The sequence below is a fragment of the Pseudomonas sp. 05N433 genome (genome assembly GCF_056396925.1).
This window is the reverse complement of sequence record NZ_JBFTML010000036.1, coordinates 1-21,566: the sequence shown is the minus strand read 5'-3', so window position 1 is coordinate 21,566 and position 21,566 is coordinate 1. Positions and strand designations below refer to the sequence as shown.

The 21,566-nt window shown below is 58.9% G+C and carries 22 protein-coding genes; 7 read left to right on the top strand and 15 right to left on the bottom strand.

Translation table 11 applies throughout. The features are described 5' to 3' along the window. Window positions 1-272: 272 nt before the first annotated feature. Window positions 273-692 (top strand): GNAT family N-acetyltransferase, encoded by a 420-nt coding sequence (locus AC1DIS_RS18960; protein ID WP_018926450.1) that lies wholly within the window; start codon window positions 273-275, stop codon window positions 690-692. 19 nt (window positions 693-711) lie between these two features. On the opposite strand, the gene def is transcribed toward AC1DIS_RS18960, so the two are convergent. The 3 genes from def to AC1DIS_RS18945 form a co-directional block, all read right to left on the bottom strand. After that, complete coding sequence (gene def / locus AC1DIS_RS18955) at window positions 712-1,251, bottom strand: peptide deformylase (protein WP_018926451.1); 540 nt, start codon at window positions 1,249-1,251, stop codon at window positions 712-714. Then, window positions 1,248-2,192, bottom strand: a complete 945-nt coding sequence (locus AC1DIS_RS18950; protein ID WP_018926452.1) for a YihY/virulence factor BrkB family protein — start codon at window positions 2,190-2,192, stop codon at window positions 1,248-1,250. Before AC1DIS_RS18950 ends, def begins: the two co-directional genes overlap by 4 nt. Window positions 2,193-2,357: 165 nt before the next feature. After that, entirely contained in the window at window positions 2,358-2,549 is a 192-nt protein-coding gene (locus AC1DIS_RS18945; RefSeq protein WP_018926453.1) for a CsbD family protein, read from the bottom strand. 201 nt (window positions 2,550-2,750) lie between these two features. On the opposite strand from AC1DIS_RS18945, the gene AC1DIS_RS18940 reads away from it, so the two are divergent. Continuing rightward, the gene (locus AC1DIS_RS18940) at window positions 2,751-3,128 is read left to right on the top strand and encodes a hypothetical protein (RefSeq protein ID WP_018926454.1); all 378 of its coding nucleotides are present in this window, start codon (window positions 2,751-2,753) and stop codon (window positions 3,126-3,128) included. Between the two features lie 216 nt (window positions 3,129-3,344). On the opposite strand, the gene fadD1 is transcribed toward AC1DIS_RS18940, so the two are convergent. Beyond that, a complete protein-coding gene (gene fadD1, locus AC1DIS_RS18935) occupies window positions 3,345-5,045 on the bottom strand; it encodes a long-chain-fatty-acid--CoA ligase FadD1 (RefSeq protein WP_018926455.1) in 1,701 nt (566 codons plus the stop codon). Window positions 5,046-5,401: 356 nt separating this feature from the next. Further along, window positions 5,402-7,090: a long-chain-fatty-acid--CoA ligase FadD2 gene (gene fadD2, locus AC1DIS_RS18930; protein WP_064616391.1), complete on the bottom strand. Its 1,689-nt coding sequence runs from the start codon at window positions 7,088-7,090 to the stop codon at window positions 5,402-5,404. 233 nt (window positions 7,091-7,323) lie between these two features. Between fadD2 and AC1DIS_RS18925 the strand changes: the two genes are divergently transcribed. Next, window positions 7,324-8,268, top strand: coding sequence for an alpha/beta hydrolase (locus AC1DIS_RS18925; protein WP_018926457.1), 945 nt, complete (start codon window positions 7,324-7,326; stop codon window positions 8,266-8,268). Window positions 8,269-8,311: 43 nt separating this feature from the next. Then, complete coding sequence (locus AC1DIS_RS18920) at window positions 8,312-8,782, top strand: MaoC family dehydratase (RefSeq protein WP_018926458.1); 471 nt, start codon at window positions 8,312-8,314, stop codon at window positions 8,780-8,782. A 264-nt stretch (window positions 8,783-9,046) separates the two neighbouring features. Here the strand turns inward: AC1DIS_RS18920 and AC1DIS_RS18915 are convergent, their stop codons facing one another. Beyond that, on the bottom strand, window positions 9,047-9,514 hold the full coding sequence (locus tag AC1DIS_RS18915) for a ferritin-like domain-containing protein (protein WP_477744591.1): 468 nt from the start codon (window positions 9,512-9,514) through the stop codon (window positions 9,047-9,049). Between the two features lie 202 nt (window positions 9,515-9,716). On the opposite strand from AC1DIS_RS18915, the gene AC1DIS_RS18910 reads away from it, so the two are divergent. Both AC1DIS_RS18910 and AC1DIS_RS18905 read left to right on the top strand, forming a co-directional pair. Continuing rightward, on the top strand, window positions 9,717-9,953 hold the full coding sequence (locus AC1DIS_RS18910; RefSeq protein WP_007949456.1) for a DUF3820 family protein: 237 nt from the start codon (window positions 9,717-9,719) through the stop codon (window positions 9,951-9,953). Window positions 9,954-9,978: 25 nt separating this feature from the next. Further along, window positions 9,979-11,160 (top strand): aminotransferase class V-fold PLP-dependent enzyme, encoded by a 1,182-nt coding sequence (locus tag AC1DIS_RS18905; RefSeq protein WP_477744590.1) that lies wholly within the window; start codon window positions 9,979-9,981, stop codon window positions 11,158-11,160. Window positions 11,161-11,162: 2 nt separating this feature from the next. Here the strand turns inward: AC1DIS_RS18905 and AC1DIS_RS18900 are convergent, their stop codons facing one another. From AC1DIS_RS18900 to zwf, 4 genes are all read right to left on the bottom strand, one after another. Then, window positions 11,163-11,888: an intradiol ring-cleavage dioxygenase gene (locus AC1DIS_RS18900; RefSeq protein WP_064616387.1), complete on the bottom strand. Its 726-nt coding sequence runs from the start codon at window positions 11,886-11,888 to the stop codon at window positions 11,163-11,165. A 218-nt stretch (window positions 11,889-12,106) separates the two neighbouring features. Then, window positions 12,107-12,772: a bifunctional 4-hydroxy-2-oxoglutarate aldolase/2-dehydro-3-deoxy-phosphogluconate aldolase gene (locus tag AC1DIS_RS18895; protein WP_018926462.1), complete on the bottom strand. Its 666-nt coding sequence runs from the start codon at window positions 12,770-12,772 to the stop codon at window positions 12,107-12,109. Window positions 12,773-12,789: 17 nt separating this feature from the next. Next, window positions 12,790-13,503, bottom strand: a complete 714-nt coding sequence (pgl, locus tag AC1DIS_RS18890) for a 6-phosphogluconolactonase (protein WP_018926463.1) — start codon at window positions 13,501-13,503, stop codon at window positions 12,790-12,792. Further along, on the bottom strand, window positions 13,490-14,959 hold the full coding sequence (gene zwf / locus AC1DIS_RS18885) for a glucose-6-phosphate dehydrogenase (RefSeq protein ID WP_019581460.1): 1,470 nt from the start codon (window positions 14,957-14,959) through the stop codon (window positions 13,490-13,492). Before zwf ends, pgl begins: the two co-directional genes overlap by 14 nt. Window positions 14,960-15,186: 227 nt before the next feature. Here zwf and AC1DIS_RS18880 point away from each other — a divergent pair, with 227 nt between their 5' ends. Then, window positions 15,187-16,047: a MurR/RpiR family transcriptional regulator gene (locus tag AC1DIS_RS18880; protein WP_172901244.1), complete on the top strand. Its 861-nt coding sequence runs from the start codon at window positions 15,187-15,189 to the stop codon at window positions 16,045-16,047. Window positions 16,048-16,094: 47 nt separating this feature from the next. On the opposite strand, the gene AC1DIS_RS18875 is transcribed toward AC1DIS_RS18880, so the two are convergent. The 5 genes from AC1DIS_RS18875 to AC1DIS_RS18855 form a co-directional block, all read right to left on the bottom strand. Continuing rightward, window positions 16,095-16,949 (bottom strand): D-hexose-6-phosphate mutarotase, encoded by an 855-nt coding sequence (locus AC1DIS_RS18875; RefSeq protein WP_111454766.1) that lies wholly within the window; start codon window positions 16,947-16,949, stop codon window positions 16,095-16,097. 116 nt (window positions 16,950-17,065) lie between these two features. Then, entirely contained in the window at window positions 17,066-18,412 is a 1,347-nt protein-coding gene (locus tag AC1DIS_RS18870; protein WP_018926467.1) for a carbohydrate porin, read from the bottom strand. A gap of 129 nt (window positions 18,413-18,541) precedes the next feature. Further along, on the bottom strand, window positions 18,542-19,702 hold the full coding sequence (locus AC1DIS_RS18865; protein WP_018926468.1) for an ABC transporter ATP-binding protein: 1,161 nt from the start codon (window positions 19,700-19,702) through the stop codon (window positions 18,542-18,544). Window positions 19,703-19,704: 2 nt separating this feature from the next. After that, entirely contained in the window at window positions 19,705-20,550 is an 846-nt protein-coding gene (locus AC1DIS_RS18860) for a carbohydrate ABC transporter permease (RefSeq protein ID WP_477744589.1), read from the bottom strand. After that, the gene (locus AC1DIS_RS18855; protein ID WP_018926470.1) at window positions 20,543-21,451 is read right to left on the bottom strand and encodes a carbohydrate ABC transporter permease; all 909 of its coding nucleotides are present in this window, start codon (window positions 21,449-21,451) and stop codon (window positions 20,543-20,545) included. The genes AC1DIS_RS18860 and AC1DIS_RS18855 overlap by 8 nt, the downstream gene beginning before the upstream one ends. Window positions 21,452-21,566: the final 115 nt, after the last annotated feature.

Here is a 21,566-nt window from a genome sequence, read left to right as displayed (position 1 = left end):
GTTATTTCGATAGACGCAAAAAACAGGAGCCCGAGGACTCGGGCTCCATGGACGCGGGATCAGTGGCCGAACACATTCACCTTCTTGGCTTTCTTGTCCGCGCGTTTTTCAATTGCGGTTTTCGCCGGTTTTTTCTTCGCGGCTTTCTTTGATTCCATACCTTTGGACATGATGCGTACTCCACTAACAGGGGATGTGAGATCAGGTATACACCTATCCCGGCGCGCGTGTTCTTTTATAATCTGTGCCCTGCCCACCGACTGTCCGAGCCCATGCCCAACACCCAGTACACCTTGCTCGACGAGCCATTATGGCCGTTGATGAACAAGTTTTACCGCGCCCACCAATCGTCGATGAAAGCGGTGCGAGACGCTCAATTGTGGGTCGCAAGACGTGAAGAGATCATCGCGGCGCTGTGTTTGCGGCCGGTGGCCGGCGGGCATTGGCTGACCGGGCTGTTTGTCGACCCGAGCTGTCGCGAACAAGGAATCGCCGCGACGTTGATCGCCCACGCCGTCAAGCACCTTGAAGAGCCGGTCTGGCTGTTCTGCCATCCGGATTTGCGTGGCTTTTATGAGCGTCGTGGTTTTACCTTCGACCCGCCCCTGCCCTACGCCCTGGCCGAACGGTTGAGCCGTTATGCGCGCAGCAAACCGATGATTGCCATGGGTTTGCAACCAGGTTCGGCATGAACAGCGATCCTTTAGCGATTCAATCGTCCGCCGCAGGATCAAGGTCCGGGAACATCACTTCGGTAAACCCGAACTTGCTGAAGTCTGTGATGCGCGAGGGGTATAACCGGCCGATCAGGTGATCGCATTCATGCTGCACCACCCGTGCATGAAATCCCGAGGCAATGCGCACGATCGGCTCGCCCTTGGGATCAAAGCCTTCATAGCGAATCTGCTGATAGCGATCCACCGCCCCGCGCAGGCCCGGCACCGACAGGCAGCCTTCGAAACCCTCTTCGAGGGTCGGGCTCAAGGGCGTGATCAGCGGATTGATCAGAATTGTCTGCGGCACCGCTTCGGCGTCCGGATAGCGCTCGCTGTGCTCGAAACCGAAGATCACCAGTTGCAGGTCGACACCGATCTGCGGCGCGGCCAGGCCGACCCCGCCGACGCTTTCCATGGTCTGGAACATGTCATCGATCAGTTGCCACAATTCGGGGCTGTCGAACATTTCCGCCGGCACCGGCGGAGCGATGCGCAGCAGGCGTTCATCGCCCATTTTCAGAATTTCACGGATCATTTTATGACTTCGTCGGTGGTCGGCTGGATTGAGTGATCTCGCCCCAGTCCTGAGACATGCTGTTTGGGTTCTTCGTGCACCTTTTCACCGGGTTTCTTGCCTTCGGATGACATGTGCTCGATCACCGCGTTCATTTCCGCACCGAGCAGCAGCACCGCGGCGGAAATATAGAAGTACAGCAACAACACGATGATCGCGCCGATACTGCCATACATGGCGTTGTAGTTGGCGAAGGTTTTGACGTACAGACCGAAGCCCAGCGAAGCGACGATCCAGACCACCACGGACAACACCGCACCCGGGGTGATGAAGCGAAACTCTTGTTTGACGTCGGGCATGACGTAGTAAATCAGCGCCACCGCCATCATCAACAGAATCACGATCACCGGCCAGCGCGCGATGGTCCAGACGGTCACAATGAAATCTTCAAGGCCCACTTGCGAAGCGATCCAGGCCATCACCTGCGGCCCGAGCACCATCAGCGCAGCGGCGGCCAGCAGCATGCCGGCAATGCCGATGGTGTAGAAAATCGACAGAGGAAAACGCTTCCACACCGGACGGCCTTCAACCACGTCGTACGCGGCGTTCATCGCACTCATCATCAGCCGCACACCAGCGGACGCGGTCCACAGGGCGATCACAATACCCACCGAGAGCAAACCACCCTTGGATTGCTGGAGCTGGTCTATCACCGGGTTCACCTGCTCCAGCGCCTGGGGCGGCAGCACCAGTTCCGATTGCAGGCGCAGCCAGGAGAAGAAGTCCGGCAAGTGCAGGAAGCCGATCAGGGCGATCAGGAACAGGATGAAAGGGAACAGCGAGAACAGCATCTGATAGGCGAGCGCCGAGGCATAGGTCGACATCTCGTCGGCGACGAACTCGGTGACCGTGCGCATCATCACGCGATGCAGGGGCAGACCTTTCATGGTCGGGAAAAACATTAGCGTCTCGCCGCAAAAAAGTTGAAGTCATGGCGACTCAGGGGCCGTTTTCTACAACAAAGTAGCCTACTTGGCGACTTTGAAACAATTTCCTTGCTCAAGTTCAAGCTGACACAAAAACGGCCATCCGCGGATGGCCGTTTGTGTTACTCGTCAAMGGCCGGGTTACGCCTTGTCGATACCTTTTTTAAGAGCATCCTTGACCTTACCGATCGCTTGCTGGGCTTCGCCTTTCTGTTCCTGCCTGACGCCTTCGGCGCGCATTTTGTCATTACCGGTGGCCTTGCCGACGCCTTGCTTGACGTTGCCGACCGCTTCGTTTGCCATGCCTTTAACTTTATCGCCAGTGCTGCTCATGGTATGTCTCCTGAGAACATTTCAACGGGGAAAGTCGTTACATAAGAGTGGACCGAAAGCCTTTGCGCGGAGTTTCATTTATTTCCCAACAGAACATTTCATCGCGCAAGGCAGGTTAGGCTTTATGTTTGCAGTCTTTGCCCCGAGAATGCGCAACGTATTCAGGCCATGGCGCTGAAGATCCAATCCCGTAGGAACGTTATGAAACTCGATAAAAAGCAGGCCATTGCCCGCAGAAACCAGGAACTTGGCGGTGCCGTGCTTGGCGTCAACAACTGCCATTTCACCGAATTGAACCGTAACCGCAACATTTTCTGGTTCGATATCCCGGTCGCGCGGCTGGCCATTGGTCAGTACGAATGGATTCACTTGCTGATGCACACCCCGGATACCGACGAACTGCTGCACCTGAAAGTGCCGACGGTGTTCCTGCGCGAGAAGCTCGAAGGCCTGGTGGTGCGCAACCAGGGTAAACGCAAGGCCGCCCTGAGCCTGGAACTGAGCGCCGACAAGGACTCGTACCTGCAGGACATGCGTCCGGCGGGCACCAACGTCAATTTCGCGCAGTTCCGCCAGTAATCCTCTCAAGCCATCAAAGAGTCCCCTGTGGCGAGGGCGCTTGCTCCCGCTGGAGTGCGTAACGCCCCTAAATCAGGTACCTCGATTCACCTGATCAGGCCGCTGGCTGCTTTTGCGACTGCTGCGCAGCCGAGCGGGAGCAAGCTCCCTCGCCACAAAAGCGCTTTTGATACCGCTTTAAACAAAAAGCCCCGCATCTGCGGGGCTTTTGTTTGATCAGGCGCTGACTTTCTTCACGCCCAGCTTTTTCAGCTCTTCGTCGCGCAACTCGCGGCGCAGGATCTTGCCGACGTTGGTGGTTGGCAGCGCGTCGCGGAACTCCACGGCTTTGGGCACCTTGTAGCCGGTGACGTTGGCGCGCATGTGCTCCATCACCTGTTCCTTGGTCAGGGTCACGCCCGGTTTGGCAACGATGAAGATCTTGATCGCCTCCCCCGACTTCTCGTCCGGCACGCCGATGGCCGCGCATTGCAGTACGCCCGGCAGGGTCGCCAGCACGTCTTCCAGTTCGTTGGGGTACACGTTGAAACCGGAGACCAGGATCATGTCTTTCTTGCGATCGACAATGCGCATGTAGCCATCGGGCTGAATCAGAGCGATATCACCGGTCTTCAACCAGCCTTCGCTGTCGAGTATTTCATCGGTGGCTTCCTGACGCTGCCAGTAGCCCTTCATGACTTGCGGACCTTTCACACACAGTTCACCGATGCCGCCCAACGGCTGCTCAACGCCGGCATCGTCGATGACTTTGCACCGGGTCGACGGCACCGGAATACCGATGGTGCCGATCTGGATGTTCTGGCTCGGGTTCACCGTGGCCACCGGGCTGGTTTCGGTCATGCCGTAACCTTCGCAGATCGGGCAGCCGGTGACCGCTTTCCAACGTTCAGCCGCGGCCAGTTGCAAGGCCATGCCGCCGGACAAGGTGATTTTCAGGTTCGAGAAATCCAGCTTGCGGAACGCTTCGTTGTTGCACAACGCGACGAACAATGTGTTCAAGCCGACGAAACCGCTGAACTTCCACTTCGACAGTTCCTTGACCATCGCCGGCAAGTCGCGCGGGTTGCTGATCAGGATGTTGTGGTTGCCGATCAGCATCATCGCCATGCAATGAAAGGTGAAGGCATAGATGTGGTACAGCGGCAGCGGCGTGATCAGGATCTCGCAACCTTCGTTGAGGTTGGAGCCCATCAGCGCCTTGCACTGCAGCATGTTGGCCACCAGGTTGCGGTGGGTCAGCATCGCGCCCTTGGCCACGCCGGTGGTGCCGCCGGTGTATTGCAGCACCGCCACGTCGCTGCTGGCCGGGTTGGCTTCAACCACTGGCTGGCCATGGCCTTTGCTCAACACGTCGTTGAATTTGATGGCCTTGGGCAAGTGATACGCCGGGACCATCTTCTTCACGTACTTGATCACGCTGTTGATCAGCAGACGCTTGAGCGGCGGCAGCAGGTCGGCCACTTCAGTGACGATCACGTGCTTGACGCCGGTTTTCGGCACGACGGTCTGTGCCAGATGCGCCATGTTGGCCAGGCAGACCAGGGCTTTGGCACCGGAGTCGTTGAATTGGTGTTCCATTTCCCGCGCGGTGTACAGCGGGTTGGTGTTGACCACGATCAGCCCGGCGCGGATGGCACCGAAGACGGCGACCGGGTACTGCAACACGTTGGGCAATTGCACGGCGATTCGATCGCCCGGCTGCAAATCGGTATGCTGTTGCAGGTAAGCGGCAAAGGCACCGGACAATTCGTACAGCTCACCGTAGGTGATTGTCTTGCCCAGGTTGCTGAATGCCGGTTTGTCAGCGAAGCGTTGGCAGGATTGCTTCAACACTGCCTGAATATTCGGGTACTCGTCTGGATTGATCTCGGCAGCAATTCCAGCTGGGTACTTATCCTTCCAAAAGTCTTCGATCATGGAAGCCCACTCCTCAGCAACGCGAATTCAACACCGCATTTGATGCGATTATTATTGGTGTTTGTCTATTGGTGAATCTGGCTTTACATAGGCCGAGAAGTCACAAAGCGCGCCGAGAGTAGCAGCTTTGCCAAGGGCCGACTAGAGCCTAAATAGGCCTCTACAGTCACTTTTGTGACTCAAGAATGCCAAGCAGTCATTTTAGAGCAAAAATCCTATACCTCCCTGAAAGCCGCTGAATTCGCGGCTTTCAACGCAAAAGATCGCAGCCTTCGGCAGCGCCTACAGAGGAATGCGATCCCCTCAGGAGCTGCCGAAGGCTGCGATCTTTTGGCATCACCTCGGTCTACGACCGTTTATGCGATATCCCGCAACTCCCGCCGCAAAATCTTGCCCACCGGCGTCATCGGCAACGACTCACGCAACACGATGTGCTTGGGCACTTTGTACGCCGTGAAGTTTTCCTTGCAGTAAGCCTTCAGCTCTTCAAGGCTGACCCCCGACTCACGGGCCACCACAAACAGTTTCACCGCCTCCCCCGAACGCTCGTCCGGCACGCCGATCACCGCACAGTTGGCGACTTTCGGGTGGGCCATCACCACGTCTTCGATCTCGTTCGGGTACACGTTGAAGCCCGAGACGATGATCATGTCTTTCTTACGATCGACAATACGCACGAAACCATCCGGGTCGATCACCCCGATGTCGCCCGACTTGAACCAGCCGTCGGCATCCAGCACTTCGGCGGTGGCTTCGGGTTTCTGCCAGTAGCCCTTCATGATCTGCGGGCCCTTGATGCACAGTTCGCCACGTTCGCCCAACGGCTGCTCGACGCCTTCGTCGTTGATCACTTTCAGGGTCGTGCCCGGTACCGGCAGGCCGACCGTGCCGATGCGCGATTTGTCGCCGTAAGGGTTGGTGCAGGCCACCGGCGAGGTTTCGGTCAGGCCGTAACCTTCGGTGATCCGGCAACCGGTGAGCTGTTCCCAGCGCTCGGCGGTGGCCTTGACCAGCGCCGTGCCGCCGGAGTTGGTGAGTTTGAGACTGGAGCAATCCAGGGTCTTGAAGTCGGGATGGTCCATCAGCGCGACGAACAGCGTGTTGAGCCCAAGCAGCGCCGAGAACCGCCAGTTCTTCAGCTCCTTGATGAAGCCCTTGATGTCCCGTGGATTGGTGATCAGCACGTTGTGGTTGCCGGTCACCATCATGCACATGCAGTTCGCCGTGAAGGCATAGATGTGGTACAGCGGCAGCGGCGCAATCATCACTTCCTGGCCTTCGCGCAGCAGCGGCTGACCGTCGGCACCCAGTTGACTGAGGCATGCCCGCGCCTGCTGCATGTTCGCCACCAGGTTGCCGTGGGTCAGCATCGCACCCTTGGCCAGCCCGGTGGTGCCGCCGGTGTATTGCAATACGGCAATGTCGTCGAGACCGACATTCAGTGGTTTGATGCCCAGGCCCCGGCCCAGACGTAGCGCGCTCTTGAAGGAGATGGCCCGGGGCAATGAATAGTCCGGGACCATTTTCTTGACCTTGGCGACCACGGTATTGATCAGCCAGCCCTTGGCGGTGGGCATCAGGTCGCCCATCTTCGCTTCGATCAGGTATTGGATGTCAGTGTCGGGCAACACTTCCTGGACCTTCTGTCCAAACACGTTCAGGTACACCAGCGCCCGGGCACCGGAGTCCTTGAACTGATGACGCATCTCCCGCGCGGTGTACAGCGGGTTGGTGTTGACCACGATCAGCCCGGCACGCAGGGCGCCAAACACGGCAATCGGGTAATGCAGGACGTTGGGCATCTGCACCGCGATGCGATCCCCCGGCACCAGGTCGGTGTGGGCTTGCAGGTAACCGGCGAACGCAGCGCTGTAACGTTCCAGTTCAGCGTAGGTCAGGGTCACGCCCATGTTGCTGAATGCCGGGCGGTCAGCAAATTTCTTGCAGGAACGCTCGAACACCTCGATCACCGACTTATAGGCCCCAAGGTCGATATCCAGGGGCACGCCGGCCGGGCGTTTGTCATTCCAGAAATCAGGTTGCATTGTTCTTGTCCTCATTACCTGAATCTATCCGGGGCCGCTTTTTCTATCACTTCTGAAAAGCGGTGCTTCCCGGACACTAGCAGCTATGGTGAATCAGGCAAATATGCGCACAGTCCTCATTGATCCCGTGAATCTTGCTGCCCCGGCGCTGCCTGATCAGACGGCGCGCGCGGGATGCGCTATACAATGCAACGACGCCCATGCCGCATGCAGTCCCATGCAAAGGAATCGCCATGATCCATGACACTTTCTGGCTGACCGCGAGCGACCGCAGCCGCCTCTTCGTCAACCAGTGGCTGCCGACTGCACCGCTCAAAGCCGTGATCCTGCTGGCCCATGGCATGGCGGAACACAGCGGTCGCTACGCTCGCCTGGCAGAAAAGCTCTGCGAACAGGGCTACGGTGTTTACGCACCGGACCTGCGTGGACATGGCAAAACCGCTGAAAACGGCACCCTGGGCCACTTCGCCGACAGCGATGGCTGGGGCAAAGTGGTCGGTGACCTCGCCTGCCTCAACCAACATATCGGCCAACAGCATCCCGGCGTGCCAATCGTGCTGTTGGGCCACAGCATGGGCAGCTACATCGCCCAGGCTTACTTGCTGCACCACAGCGCCAGCCTGCACGGGGCGATTCTCAGCGGCTCGAACTTCCAGCCCGTGGCGCTCTATCGCGCAGCGCGCCAAATTGCTCGTCTCGAACGCCTGCGCCAGGGCCCCAAGGGTCGCAGTGCATTGATCGAATGGCTGTCGTTCGGCTCGTTCAACAAGAAGTTCAAACCAGCTCGCACCTCGTTTGACTGGCTGAGCCGCGACCCGGCCGAGGTCGACAAGTACGCCAACGACCCGCTCTGCGGCTTTCGCTGCACCAATCAGCTATGGATCGATTTGCTCGGCGGCTTGCAGCAAATCAGCAAAGCGTCCAATCTCGCCCAGATCGATCCGGGCCTGCCGCTGCTGGTAATTGGCGGCGAATGTGATCCGGTGAGCGAAGGCAAACGTCTGAAAGATCTGGCCCACGCCCTGCGCGACGCTGGCTGCCAGAGCCTGCACTTGAATATTTACCCGCAGGCCCGGCACGAACTGTTCAATGAGAGCAATCGCGATGAAGTGACTGCCGACGTGCTGAACTGGATCGCCCAGGCCTTGAGCAACCGCCGGCCACCCAGAGCCGAATAGTTTTTTTGTGGATTCATTTAATTCGTCACAGGAATCGAGACAGATGACCCAGGTTACCAACACCCCTTACGAAGCCCTCGAAGTCGGCCAGACCGCCAGCTACAGCAAAACCGTCGAAGAACGCGACATTCAGTTGTTCGCCGCGATGTCCGGCGACCACAACCCGGTGCACCTGGACGCCGAATTCGCCGCTGCCTCCATGTTCAAGGAACGTATCGCCCACGGCATGTTCAGCGGCGCGTTGATCAGTGCGGCGGTGGCTTGCGAGCTGCCTGGGCCGGGGACTATTTATATCGGTCAGACGATGAGCTTTCAGAAGCCGGTGAAGATTGGCGACACGCTGACGGTGCGCCTGGAAATTCTCGAGAAAATGCCGAAGTTTCGTGTGCGGATCGCCACCCGAGTGTTCAATCAGCGTGATGAACTGGTAGTGGATGGCGAGGCGGAGATTCTGGCGCCGCGTAAACAGCAGACCGTGACATTGCCGACGTTGCCGGCGATCAGCATCGGCTGATTCATCACTCATCCGTGGCCTGGATGGGCTTCTGTGGCGAGGGAGCTTGCTCCCGTTCGGCTGCGCAGCAGTCGTAAAAGCTGCTCCGCGCCGGAACAGGTGAATCGAGGTGCCCGATTGGGGGCGCTGCGCACCCCAGCGGGAGCAAGCTCCCTCGCCACAAAAAGCCCCCCTCGCCACGGTGAATGCAGCGTTTCGTTCTCCTACAATCTCGAACACAAAAAAACGCCAGACTGGCTGGCGTTTTTGATGGGTAACGAACGCTTACGAGCGTGCGCGAGCCTGGTTGCGCAGGGCTTTGACCTGATCGTGGTTGCGTTGCACGCCGTGATACTGGCGTTCAACGATGTCACGAATGCCCACCAGGTTGTACTTGTTGATTTTATCCAATGCGTCCTTGTAAGCCTTCTTCGCATGGTCTTCACCGCGTTCGGCTTCGTTCAGCACCGCCTCTTCATCCTTGCCGGTGAACATCGACTTCACATCCACCCAACGACGGTGCAGATCGCCGCTGACACTGGTGGAGGTTTCCGGATCACCGCCCAGGGAACGCACAGTGGCCTGCAGTTCGGCAGCGGCAGAGGCGCAGTCGGCGGAGCGCTGAATGAACAGGTTTTTGAGTTCGGGATTCTTGATGTCTTCAGCGCAAGTCTTGAACCCTTCCTGACCGTCTTTACAGGTTTCAATCAGGTCGTTGAGTACAGAGATCGCTTCTTTATTAATGTCGGTCATTTTTCAATTCCTTGCGGTTGATGAAAGATGCAATCAATCGTTGCACCCTGCATGCCAGCTTCGAATTGAAATTTTTTACTTATATTTCAATGATTTAATCTTTAGTCGAAATCTGTATCCGCTTTTTTTGCATGATCTGTCAATTGGCCTGCATGCAGAATGCCTGTATTTTCCAGACTGTTCTAAATCAAGACGACTGATGATGAATCCCGAAAAGCTCGAACTGCTGATTACCCGCGAGATGCCCTTCGGCAAATACAAGGGCCGTATCATCGCCGACCTGCCCGGTCAGTACCTGAACTGGTTCGCTCGCGAAGGTTTCCCTCACGGGGAACTGGGCGGGTTGCTGGCCTTGATGCAGGAAATCGACCACAACGGCCTGTCGGAACTGCTCGAACCGCTGCGCGCCAAGCACGGCAAACCTGCCCCTCGTCACTGAACCGCCCTATCGCACCGAGTCGCCCATGCCCGATAACACCCGCCGTGCCCGTGATGAAGCCTTTTGGCAGACCTTTGCCGACCGCTACGCTGTCGAACCCGGCCCCCTGAACCTGGAGAACGGTTACTTCGGGCGCATGTCACGCACCGTGGTCGAGGAGTATCAACGCAACATCGAGCTCATCAACCGCGGCAACTCGGTGCATGTGCGCCAGCGCTTCGAACAGGGCGAAAGCGTCAAGATTCGCGCGCAGCTGGCCAAACTGATCGGCGCCCCGGCCGAAGCCGTCGCCTTCACCCGCAACGCCTCGGACGGCTTGCAGTCGCTGATCCGCAACTACAATCGCCTGGAACCGGGCGATCAGGTCCTGCTGTGCGATCTGGAGTACGACACGGTCAAGAGCGCAATGCGTTGGCTGGCCCGCTATCGAGGCGTGGAAGTGATCGAGATCGAGCACCGTCGCCCCGCCAGTTTCGACAGCTTGCTGGCCACGTACCGCGAAGCTTTCACACGTTATCCGCGACTGAAGTTGATGGCCCTGACCCACGTCACCCATCGCACCGGTCTGGTAATGCCGGTGCAGGCGATCGCCGCTGCCGCCAAGGAGCATGGCATCGATGTGATCCTTGACGGCGCCCATGCTCTGGGCCAGATCGAGTTCAACCTCGATGAACTGGGCATCGCCTTCGCCGGCTACAACCTGCACAAATGGATCGGTGCGCCGCTGACTCTCGGCTTCATTTACATCGCGCCCGAGCGCCTGGTCGACATTGATCCCGATATGGGCGAGATGCATTTCCCGGCCACCGACATTCGCGCCCGCACGCCATACAGCACCCCGAACATCCCGGCCCTGCTGACCCTGCCGCTGGTGTTCGAAGAGCATCAGGCCATGGGCGGTTCCGTCGCCAAGGGCGCTCGGCTCAATTACCTGCGCAACCGCTGGGTCGATGCCGTTCGGGAGTTACCGGGGATCGAAGTCCTGACCCCGGATGACCCGCGCCTGTATTGCGGCATCACCTCGATGCGCTTTACCCGGCATGCCGACCAACAGGCGATGGTCGAGCGCCTGCTCAACGACTACAACCTGTTTACCGTGGCGCGCAGCGGCGCGGCGTGTGGCCCGTGCATCCGCATCACACCGGGGCTCACGACCATGGCAGCGGACATGGATGTACTGGCCCGGGTGTTGAACGAATTGCGCTGACGTCACACAGTGTATTTATCAAAGTCCTCGGGCTTGATTTGCGATGACGCCGCAAACGTGTCGACACCGATGGTCATGTGCCCGAAAAAGCCGTCCTCATTCGAGTCTCGACCGATGGTGTGAATATTCAGGGTCGAGGCCTCGCCGCCCATGCGCTGATAAAACATATCCTGCGCATTGGTCAGCGGTGAGACGGCTCGACCGCTGTACTCACGGGCATTGAGCACCGACCTTGATGCGACCTCGGGAAAGTAAAGCTGGCCGACCCAGGCGACGTGCCGCTCTTCCAGATAGTTATTACCGGCTGTGATGCGTACCGCGACGTGAATATGCAAAGCGCGGCCGGCATAGAACCCCGGATAAATAGTGGTAAACCGCACGATGCCCATTTTGTCGGTGAATTGCCCACCACGCAGGTAGGTGTCGTCGTCGGTGCGCGGGATCGACCCGATATCATCCACATCGACTTCCTTGTCCGGGTTGACCTTGCTCCAGCCCGAATACGCCCCGCGCGCATTGCAATGCCAGATATCGACCAATGCCCCGGTAACCGGTTGACCGGTCATGGCATCGACGATCGTGAGCCGCAGCACCAAGGGAATGCCGTCCATGCCTTCGCTGACGTTTCGCCTGATCAGTTTTGGATTTCGAAAATACGGACCGGCGATCTGCTCGGGTGACAGTTGATAAACCGGTAGTGGGGGTGCAGCCGAGGTGTTGTCGTCCATGACGTTCTCTCTTCCATAAGATGAACGCAGATTAACGCTGGACGTGCGGCGAGATGCGGTAACTATGTATCGCGTGATGTCGATCCTAAAAAGAGCATTTCGACAGTCATGGGGATTTTCACCAGGCAAAAAAAAACGGTGCACCGACCAAGCGCACCGTAAAGCCGTAGAACACACAACGAAGTGTTTGGTAAATCCGGTATATCCGGTAAATCAGATCAGTCCAGCAGCGCCAACGCCTCGGCGGTGCACTCCTGGATACGGGCCCAGTCGCCGTTCTTGATCCACTCGGGGTCAAGCATCCAGCTACCGCCCACGCACATCACGTTTTTCAACGCCATGTAGCTCTTGATGTTGGCCGGGCTGACGCCGCCGGTCGGGCAGAATTTAACTTCGCCGAACGGGCCGCCCAGGGCTTTGATGGCTGCGACGCCGCCGCTGACTTCCGCCGGGAACAGCTTGAAGCGGCGATAGCCCAGGCAATAGCCTTCCATGATGCCGGAGGCGTTGCTGATGCCCGGCAACAGCGGGATCGGGCTGGCGACACTGGCTTCGAGCAAGTCACGGGTGATGCCCGGCGTCACGATGAATTGCGAACCGGCGGCTTCGGCAGCGGCCAGCATGCTGCGATCAAGCACCGTACCGGCACCGGTCACCAGCTCCGGACGCTTTTCGCGCAGGATCTGGATGGCCTTGAGGCCGAACTGCGAACGCAGGGTCACTTCCAGCGCCGTGAGGCCACCGGCGGCCAGGGCGTCGGCCAACGGCAGCACGTCCTGTTCGCGAGCGATGGTGATCACCGGCAGGATCCGCGCCTTGGCGCAGAGGCTGTCGATCAGGGCAACTTTGTCCGCCATGGAAACGGTCGGGGATGTGTTTGTCATAGCGGCTGATCCTTGGTTCATGGGCACCAGTAAATCTCTAACGTAGGTTGCAGAAACGCCCGAATCGGCATGGCGGCGACATCGTCACCGGCCAGTGCGGCGCTCAGGGTGGTCAACTTGGACTGACCGGAAATCGATAGAACGGTGTGCCTGGCCGAAGCCAGCAGCGCGCGACTCATGGTCAGGCGCTGACGCGGCACGGTCGGCGCCAGCATCGGCCAGCAACGACGAGTGCCGTCGACTTTCAAGGCGTCGGCCAGGTTCGGGCTGTTGGGGAACAGTGATGCGGTGTGACCGTCGTCGCCCATGCCCAGCACCAGCACATCGATCGCCGGCAATTCGGCGAGCAAGCGATCAGCCTGCTCGGCGGCCTGCTCCAGGTTGGCGGTGGCACTGTAGAGGCTCAGGAACTGGGCCTTGGCCGCCGGACCTTGCAACAGGTAACGCTTGAGCAGACCGGCATTACTGTCGGCATGCTCCACCGGCACCCAGCGCTCGTCAGCCAGGCTGACCACCACCTTCGACCAGTCCAGCGCCTGCTTGGCCAGGTGCTGGAAAAATGCCACCGGGCTGCGCCCACCGGACACCACCAGCGTCGCTGTGCCTTGTGCGGCAATCGCGTCGCTCAGTTGTTTGGCCACTGCCAATGCCAGGCCTTCGGCCAGCAGCATCGGTTTTTTGAACTCATGGGCGCTGACGCCCTGAGGCAGTTTCAATTCAGATATCGCCATACCACGACCTCCCGTCCCGCGTGATCAGTGCAATGGAACTCATCGGCCCCCAGGACCCGGCCGCGTACGGCTTGGGCGCATCACCGGACTTTTTCCACCCGGCAATCAACTGGTCACACCACTTCCACGCGGCTTCGATTTCATCTTTACGGACAAACAGGTTCTGATTGCCACGCATCACTTCCAGCAACAACCGCTCGTAGGCATCGGGAATCCGTGCGCTGCGCCAGGTGTCGGAAAAATTCAGCTGCAACGGACCGCTGCGCAACTGCATGCCCTTGTCCAGGCCTTGTTCCTTGGTCATCACGCGCAAGGAAATGCCTTCGTCCGGTTGCAGGCGGATGATCAGTTTGTTGCTGATCTGCAAGCGCTGCTCGGGGGCGAAGATGTAGTGCGACGGTTCCTTGAAGTGGATGACGATCTGCGACAGCTTCTGCGGCATGCGCTTGCCGGTGCGCAGGTAAAACGGTACGCCGGCCCAACGCCAGTTGCGAATGTCGGCACGCAGGGCAACGAAGGTTTCGGTGTCGCTCTGGGTGTTGGAGTTAGGCTCCTCCAGATACCCCGGCACCGACTTGCCTTCGCTGTGACCGGCGATGTACTGGCCGCGCACCACTTGAGTGGTCAGGCCTTCCGGGCTGATCGGCGCCAGTGCCTTGAGCACTTTGACTTTCTCGTCGCGGATGCTGTCGGCGGACAAGTCGGCCGGCGGGTCCATGGCGATCAGGCACAGCAACTGCAGCAGGTGATTCTGGATCATGTCCCGCAGCTGGCCGGCCTTGTCGAAGTAACCCCAACGGCCTTCGATCCCGACCTGCTCGGCCACGGTGATTTCCACGTGGGAAATGTAATTCTGGTTCCACTGGGTTTCGAACAGGCTGTTGGCGAAACGCAGGGCGATCAGGTTTTGTACGGTCTCTTTGCCCAGATAGTGGTCGATACGGTAGGTGCGGTTCTCCGGGAAGAACTGCGCCACGGCGTCGTTGACCTTGCGCGAGGATTCCAGGTCAGAACCGATGGGTTTTTCCAGCACCACGCGGGTGTTTTCGGCCAGGCCAACCTTTGACAGGTTCTCGCAAATAGCACCGTAAACCGCCGCCGGCGTGGCGAAGTAGGCAATCACCCGCTGGGCGCTGCCGGCCTGCTCGGCCAGGGCGACGTAATCGTCAGCCTTGAGGAAGTCGACATGCAGGTAACTCAACCGGGCCAGGAAGCGCTCGAGCACGGCTTCATCCAGCTCTTTGGCGCCCACGTAGCGACGCAACTCGGTGGCGATGAACGCCAGATGCTGCTGCTCGCTGCCAGGTTCACGGGCCAGTGCGATAATGCGCGTATCCTCATGAAGCAGGCCGGCGCCATCGAGTTGATAAAGGGCAGGAAACAGCTTGCGCAGGGCTAGATCGCCGAGAGCGCCGAACAAGGCAAAGGTGCACGGTTCAACCGTAATCGAAGGCATGATGTTTGTTCTTTTATCAAGTTAAGCTACAAATACCTTTTTTCAAGGCATCACTCAAGGGAAAATGTAGTAATAACCACAACATTTTCGCAAAATATAGATTCCGAGTGGTGGTCGGTCGGAGCCATCAGTAGGATAGGCCACCGTTATGGGCCGTATCAAAGGCCCAATTTGCATAGCCGAGCGCTTGTTTGCGCAGGTGAATTTAGGAACCCCATATGGACCGCGTGCGAAATTTACTGGAACAGATCCAGAGTCGCCTCGAAGACCTGAACAAGGCAGAACGCAAAGTCGCCGAAGTGATCCTGCTCAACCCACAGCAGGCGACCCGGTTCAGCATCGCCGCCCTCGCCCAGGCCGCGTCGGTCAGTGAGCCGACGGTCAACCGTTTCTGCCGCTCATTCGGTGTCAGCGGCTACCCTGAACTGAAACTGCAGCTGGCCCAGAGCCTGGCCAGCGGCGCGGCGTATGTCAGCCGTGCGGTGGAAGCCGACGACAACCCCGAGGCTTACACCCAGAAAATCTTCGGCAGCGCCATCGCGTCCCTGGACAGCGCCTGCCAGGCACTGGACCCGAACCTGATCAGCCGCGCCGTCGACCTGTTGATCCAGGCCCGGCAGATCCACTTCTTCGGCCTCGGCGCCTCGGCCCCGGTGGCACTGGATGCGCAGCACAAGTTCTTCCGCTTCAACCTGGCAGTGACCGCCCATGCCGATGTGCTGATGCAACGCATGATTGCCTCGGTGGCCCACACCGGTGAGTTGTTCGTGATCATCTCCTACACCGGCCGCACCCGCGAATTGGTGGAAGTGGCGCGCATCGCCCGGGAAAACGGCGCTTCGGTGCTGGGGCTGACGGCCGAAGGTTCGCCGCTGGCCAAGGCCAGTACCTTGAGCCTGAACATTCCGTTGCCGGAAGACACCGACATTTACATGCCGATGACCTCGCGGATCATTCAGCTGACCGTGCTCGATGTGCTTGCCACCGGCATGACCTTGCGCCGAGGCGTGGACTTCCAGCCGCATTTGCGCAAGATCAAGGAAAGCCTCAATGCCAGTCGGTATCCGATTGGGGATGAGTTTAATTAACCTACAACGATCATTCCCACGCTCTGCGTGGGAATGATCACTATCAGCTACGCCCCAACCCGCGCCTGCAAACTCAGATACGCCCGCTCCCCCGGCGCCAGGCACAGGCTGTCGGTGCCGCCGCTGGCCGCTTCCACACAGACGAACTCGGAAATCTCGTTCCAGCTCACGCCCAGTAATGGCCGCGAGCCGGGATGCCAGACCACCGTGTCCGCATGATCACCGGTGTCGATGCACAGTTCGCGCTGCCAGGCGTGGTCCTTGAGCTGCAATTCGCCGTCATGCTGGAACACCCGCTGACACCCACCGTCGACCCGCAACTCGCCTTCCTGTTGGCAAGCCTGGCGGTTCAACTGGTCGTAACCTTGCGCTCCTTCGAGCCCAGACAGCGCTATCTCACCGACGTCACCAATACGCCAATAGGCGTGCAACGCCTGACTCAACTGGCACGGCATGTCGTCCTGATGCTCGGTGCTCATGTGCAAATCCATGCGTTCGCCCAGGTGCGCATGCAAGTCCACTTGCCAGTCGCACAGCTGTAACTGCCAGTGCAGGCGCACGCCATCGTCGTCACTGCTGCTGTCGAGCAGCTTCCAGTCGAGCAGGCGCGCCCAACCATGGGACGGCCAGGCGTTTTCGCTTGGGTGGCGGCCATACCACGGCCAGCACACCGGCACGCCGCCGCGAATCGCACCCACGTGCGGCCATTTCGCCGCGCACCACAGCCAGGGTTTCTGACCCTTTGGCTGGAAGTGCAACAACTGCGCGCCCTGACGACTGAACACCGCCTGACACAGCGGATGGTCGATCACCAGCACGTCGCGCATCTGATAGCGCTCCCACGCAAACACCGGACGTTCGCGCAAGGATTTGAAGAAGCGTTGTAGCGGATGCTCAAGCATGTGCCACGGTCCTGAAAATCATCTGTCACCCGAGGGTGCGCCACCCCCAAAAAAAAGCGGACAGCCATGGCCGTCCGCAAATATGCGCACATAGAGAGGAGCTTATCGCAACAGCGTTAGAACACCGACTGAATTTTCAGGCCGGCGACCAGCGCGTTATCAACTTCATCCACACCACCCGGGTGAGTGATGTATTGCAAGTTAGGACGCACCGTCAGCCAGTTGGTAACGTGGAAACCGTAGTTGATCTCGTAGTTGTACTCGGTGCTGCGCAGTGGCGCGAACAGTGGATCGTTGTAGTCGGTGACACCATTGGCGGCGTTGACCAACTCGGAGTTTTTCTTCACGTCATCGTTGACATGGATACGGGAGAAACCGATCCCGACGTCGTCTTTTGGACGCGCATCGAACGGGCCCTTGTAAACAAACATCAGCGACTGGTAGTTGTCGACGAAGTTGGTGTCCTTGTCGTGGAAGGTGGCGTTGGCCGCGATGTTCAGACCGCGCGAAGCATCACCGTTATGGGTGGTCAGTTGTTGCTGCGCCACGAACCAGTAGCCGTGCTTGCTGTCATGGCTGCGATAGGCATTGCCGGTGGTCGCTGCATCATTGCCGTTGTCGTCTTTACGGACGTCATTGGCGTCGGCCGTGCTCTTGTAGTAACCAACACGGTATTCGCCCGGCAGGTTGTTGACCTTCGGCGACCAGACCAATTCAACCGGCAAGACGGTGCCTTTGGTACCACTGCCGCTGAGCTTGAAACCGTTACCGTGCTCAAGTTGCGATGGGTTCTGGTTGTACGCGCCGATCTGCGCATAGAACTCAGGCGTGATGTTGTACTTCACGCGAACCGCTGCCTGCATGACCGGCCAGTTGTACCAGATACCGGTCGCCCAGTTACCCGCCTGGGAACCGCAGAATGCCAGGTTCTGGAACTCACAAGGGAAGGTGTTGAAGTCTTCGCCTTCGCCGAAGTAACCAGCCTTGACGTCCAGTTTCCCGTCGAGGAACTGGTGCTTGATCCACAGCTGGGTCAGACGGACCATGTGGCCACGGCCGTAGACTTCCTGGGAGGAGCTCAAGGTGCCGGCACGCGGGTCGCCGACACGGTCATTGGAGATGTTCTGACCGTTACGGTTGGTGAGCTGGATCTTGGCCTGGGTGTTATCCCAGCCCCACAATTTTTGCAGGTCCAGCGCCACGCCCAGACCAAACTGGTCGGCGTAACGAGCCGTCTTGTCGTCGTTGTAGCCGCCGTGCAGGTTGGCGCCCACTTCACCGACATAGTCGGCCTTGATGTCGATACCTTGCTCGATCAGCTTGGTCCGCTCGCCCCCCCAGTCCCCCGTCATCCACTGGGAATCGGCACTGAACGCGTCAGCCGCGTGTACGCTACCGGCCAGCATCATCGCCGCAACCGCTGACAATTGGCAGATCAGCTGAGCGTTGTTCTTCTTCTTCATCCCTACATCCTCGTTTTATTGTTATTAACTGTTTTTATCTAACGCGGTTTACATCGATTGCGACGGATGTCTCCATCCGCCACTAATCCCCCCTGTGAGAGCGGGCTTGCTCGCTCCCACATTTGATCTTCAGCGGCCTTTGAACTGGGCCACGTTGGCGCTGTGAGCTTCGGTTTTTGGCAGGCCGGCAACGCCCAGACGCTCACCGGTCTTGGCATCGAACAGCAGCACTTTCGATGGATCGAATTGCAGCGTCAGGGTCTCGCCCGGGGCTGGTGCGACGTCCGGTGCCAGACGGCAGCAGACCTTGGTGTCGTTGAGATTGACGAATACCAGGGTGTCGGGACCGGTCGGTTCGGTGACCTGCACTTCGGCGCGGATGGTCGGCAGGCCGTTGGCTTCGCCGTTCGCCAGCACGATTTGCTCCGGGCGCATGCCGAGGATCACTTCGCGGTCTTCGAGCCCGGCGTCCTGCATGCCCAGCGGCAATTCGCAGCGCGCCTGACCACTGTCGAGCAACGCCAAAAGACGGCCGTCCTTGCGCTGCAAACGCAGGGGGATGAAGTTCATCGGTGGCGAACCGATGAAGCTCGCCACGAACAGGTTGGCCGGGTTGTTGTAGATGTCTTTCGGCGTACCGAACTGCTGGATGATCCCGTCCTTCATCACCGCCACTTTGTCGCCCAGGGTCATCGCTTCGATCTGGTCGTGGGTCACGTAGACCGTGGTGGTTTTCAGGCGCTGGTGCATCAGTTTCATTTCGGTGCGCATCTCGACCCGCAGCTTGGCGTCGAGGTTGGACAGCGGTTCGTCGAACAGGTAGATCTTCGGCCGACGCGCCAACGCCCGGCCCATGGCCACGCGCTGTTGCTGACCACCGGAGAGCTGACCCGGCTTGCGGTTGAGCAGGTGTTCGATTTGCAACAGCTTGGCCACGCGAGCGACTTCCGCGTCGATGTCGGCGGCAGGCATCTTGCGGATCTTCAAACCGAACGCGATGTTTTCGCGCACGCTCATGGTCGGGTACAGCGCGTAGGACTGGAACACCATGGCGATGTCGCGGTCTTTGGGGCTCATGCCGCTGACGTCCTGGTCACCGATCATGATCGCGCCGCCGGTGATGGTCTCAAGGCCGGCGATGCAATTCATCAGGGTCGATTTACCGCAACCCGAAGGGCCTACAAGAATCAGGAACTCACCGTCCTTGATCGACAGCTCGATGTTCTTGAGGGTGTCCGGCAGGCCGGGGCCATAGGTTTTGTTTACATTGCGAAGTTCGAGCGTAGCCATGATTACCCCTTGACTGCGCCGGCCGTCAGCCCGCGCACGAAATACTTACCTGCGACCACATAGACCAGCAGGGTCGGCAGCCCGGCGATCATTGCCGCCGCCATATCAACGTTGTATTCCTTGGCCCCGGTACTGGTGTTGACCAAGTTGTTCAACGCCACCGTAATGGGTTGCGAGTCACCGCTGGAGAACACCACGCCGAACAGGAAGTCGTTCCAGATCTGGGTGAACTGCCAGATCAGGCAGACCATGATGATCGGGGTGGACATCGGCAAAATGATCAAGCGGAAGATGGTGAAGAACCCCGCGCCATCGAGCCGCGCTGCCTTCACCAGTGCATCGGGAACGCTGACGTAGTAGTTACGGAAAAACAGCGTGGTGAACGCCAGGCCGTAGACCACGTGCACGAACACCAGGCCTGTCGTCGTGCTGGCCAGGCCCATCTTGCCGAGGGTGAACGAGGCCGGCAGCAGGACCGTCTGGAATGGCAGGAAGCAACCGAACAGCAGCAGGCCGAAGAACAACTGCGACCCGCGAAAGCGCCACATCGACAGCACATAGCCGTTCAACGCACCGATGGCCGTGGAGATCATTACCGCCGGAACGGTGATCTTGATCGAGTTCCAGAAGTACCCGTCAACCGTGCCCCAGGCCTTGATCCAGCCAATACCGCTGACCACGGTCGGCCAGCTCAGCAGGTTGCCGGAGTTGATGTCTTCAGGCGTCTTGAAACTGGTCAACAGCATGACCACCAGCGGTATCAGGTACAGCAATACCGCAAGGAGCAGCACGCCATAGATCGCGATGCGACTCAGGCTGATGGCAGGTTTGGTAGCGAAACTAGTCATGACGTTTGGCCCTCAGCTCGGAGTACAGGTAAGGCACGATGATCGCGAGAATCGCACCGAGCATCAGAATCGCACTGGCCGAGCCCATGCCCATCTGGCCGCGACTGAAGGTGAAGGAATACATGAACATCGCAGGCAGATCGGAGGAATAACCCGGGCCACCAGCGGTCATTGCCGCTACCAGGTCGAAACTCTTGATAGCGATGTGGGCCAGGATCATCACTGCGCTGAAGAACACCGGGCGCAGGCTCGGCAACACCACTTTCAGGTAAATGCGCGGCATGCTCGCGCCATCGATCTGGGCGGCACGGATGATCGATTGATCAACGCCACGCAGGCCGGCGAGGAACATCGCCATGATAAAGCCCGAGGCTTGCCATACCGCCGCGATCACCAGGCAGTACACAACGCGATCCGGATCGATCAGCCAGTCCAGGCGAAAGCCTTCCCAGCCCCAGTCACGCAGCAATTTGTCCAGGCCCATGCCCGGGTTGAGCAGCCACTTCCAGGCAGTACCGGTGACGATCATCGAAAGCGCCATCGGGTACAGGTAAATGGTGCGAATGAAACCTTCGCGACGAATGCGCTGATCAAGAAACACCGCCAGCAACACACCGATCACCAGGGTGATACCGATGAACATGCCGCCGAAAAGCGCCAGGTTCTTGCTCGCTACCCACCAGCGATCGTTGTCGAACAGCCGCTGGTACTGCGCCAGACCCGCCCATTTGTAAGTCGGCAGGAAGGTCGAAGTGGTGAACGACAGGACGAAGGTCCACAGGATATAGCCATAGAACCCCACCAGAACAATGAACATGCTCGGCGCCAGCACCAGCTTGGGGAGCCAGCGCTGCAGCGCATCGAACGGCGAGGCCTTGCTGAACACAGCAACAGAACTCATGGGAAGATCCAGTACGAGAGAGAGAGAATTCGGGCAGGTCCCCTGTAGGAGCCGGCTTGCTGGCGAAGGCGGTGTGTCAGTCGACATCTGCGTTGAATGACACATCGCTATCGCC

What these genes read in the sequence shown, in the direction of transcription:
- AC1DIS_RS18960 (WP_018926450.1), top strand. Translation starts at nt 273, where the DNA reads ATGCCCAACACCCAGTACACCTTGCTCGACGAGCCATTATGGCCGTTG.
- def (WP_018926451.1), bottom strand. Translation starts at nt 1,251, where the DNA reads ATGATCCGTGAAATTCTGAAAATGGGCGATGAACGCCTGCTGCGCATC.
- AC1DIS_RS18950 (WP_018926452.1), bottom strand. Translation starts at nt 2,192, where the DNA reads ATGTTTTTCCCGACCATGAAAGGTCTGCCCCTGCATCGCGTGATGATG.
- AC1DIS_RS18945 (WP_018926453.1), bottom strand. Translation starts at nt 2,549, where the DNA reads ATGAGCAGCACTGGCGATAAAGTTAAAGGCATGGCAAACGAAGCGGTC.
- AC1DIS_RS18940 (WP_018926454.1), top strand. Translation starts at nt 2,751, where the DNA reads ATGAAACTCGATAAAAAGCAGGCCATTGCCCGCAGAAACCAGGAACTT.
- fadD1 (WP_018926455.1), bottom strand. Translation starts at nt 5,045, where the DNA reads ATGATCGAAGACTTTTGGAAGGATAAGTACCCAGCTGGAATTGCTGCC.
- fadD2 (WP_064616391.1), bottom strand. Translation starts at nt 7,090, where the DNA reads ATGCAACCTGATTTCTGGAATGACAAACGCCCGGCCGGCGTGCCCCTG.
- AC1DIS_RS18925 (WP_018926457.1), top strand. Translation starts at nt 7,324, where the DNA reads ATGATCCATGACACTTTCTGGCTGACCGCGAGCGACCGCAGCCGCCTC.
- AC1DIS_RS18920 (WP_018926458.1), top strand. Translation starts at nt 8,312, where the DNA reads ATGACCCAGGTTACCAACACCCCTTACGAAGCCCTCGAAGTCGGCCAG.
- AC1DIS_RS18915 (WP_477744591.1), bottom strand. Translation starts at nt 9,514, where the DNA reads ATGACCGACATTAATAAAGAAGCGATCTCTGTACTCAACGACCTGATT.
- AC1DIS_RS18910 (WP_007949456.1), top strand. Translation starts at nt 9,717, where the DNA reads ATGAATCCCGAAAAGCTCGAACTGCTGATTACCCGCGAGATGCCCTTC.
- AC1DIS_RS18905 (WP_477744590.1), top strand. Translation starts at nt 9,979, where the DNA reads ATGCCCGATAACACCCGCCGTGCCCGTGATGAAGCCTTTTGGCAGACC.
- AC1DIS_RS18900 (WP_064616387.1), bottom strand. Translation starts at nt 11,888, where the DNA reads ATGGACGACAACACCTCGGCTGCACCCCCACTACCGGTTTATCAACTG.
- AC1DIS_RS18895 (WP_018926462.1), bottom strand. Translation starts at nt 12,772, where the DNA reads ATGACAAACACATCCCCGACCGTTTCCATGGCGGACAAAGTTGCCCTG.
- pgl (WP_018926463.1), bottom strand. Translation starts at nt 13,503, where the DNA reads ATGGCGATATCTGAATTGAAACTGCCTCAGGGCGTCAGCGCCCATGAG.
- zwf (WP_019581460.1), bottom strand. Translation starts at nt 14,959, where the DNA reads ATGCCTTCGATTACGGTTGAACCGTGCACCTTTGCCTTGTTCGGCGCT.
- AC1DIS_RS18875 (WP_111454766.1), bottom strand. Translation starts at nt 16,949, where the DNA reads ATGCTTGAGCATCCGCTACAACGCTTCTTCAAATCCTTGCGCGAACGT.
- AC1DIS_RS18870 (WP_018926467.1), bottom strand. Translation starts at nt 18,412, where the DNA reads ATGAAGAAGAAGAACAACGCTCAGCTGATCTGCCAATTGTCAGCGGTT.
- AC1DIS_RS18865 (WP_018926468.1), bottom strand. Translation starts at nt 19,702, where the DNA reads ATGGCTACGCTCGAACTTCGCAATGTAAACAAAACCTATGGCCCCGGC.
- AC1DIS_RS18860 (WP_477744589.1), bottom strand. Translation starts at nt 20,550, where the DNA reads ATGACTAGTTTCGCTACCAAACCTGCCATCAGCCTGAGTCGCATCGCG.
- AC1DIS_RS18855 (WP_018926470.1), bottom strand. Translation starts at nt 21,451, where the DNA reads ATGAGTTCTGTTGCTGTGTTCAGCAAGGCCTCGCCGTTCGATGCGCTG.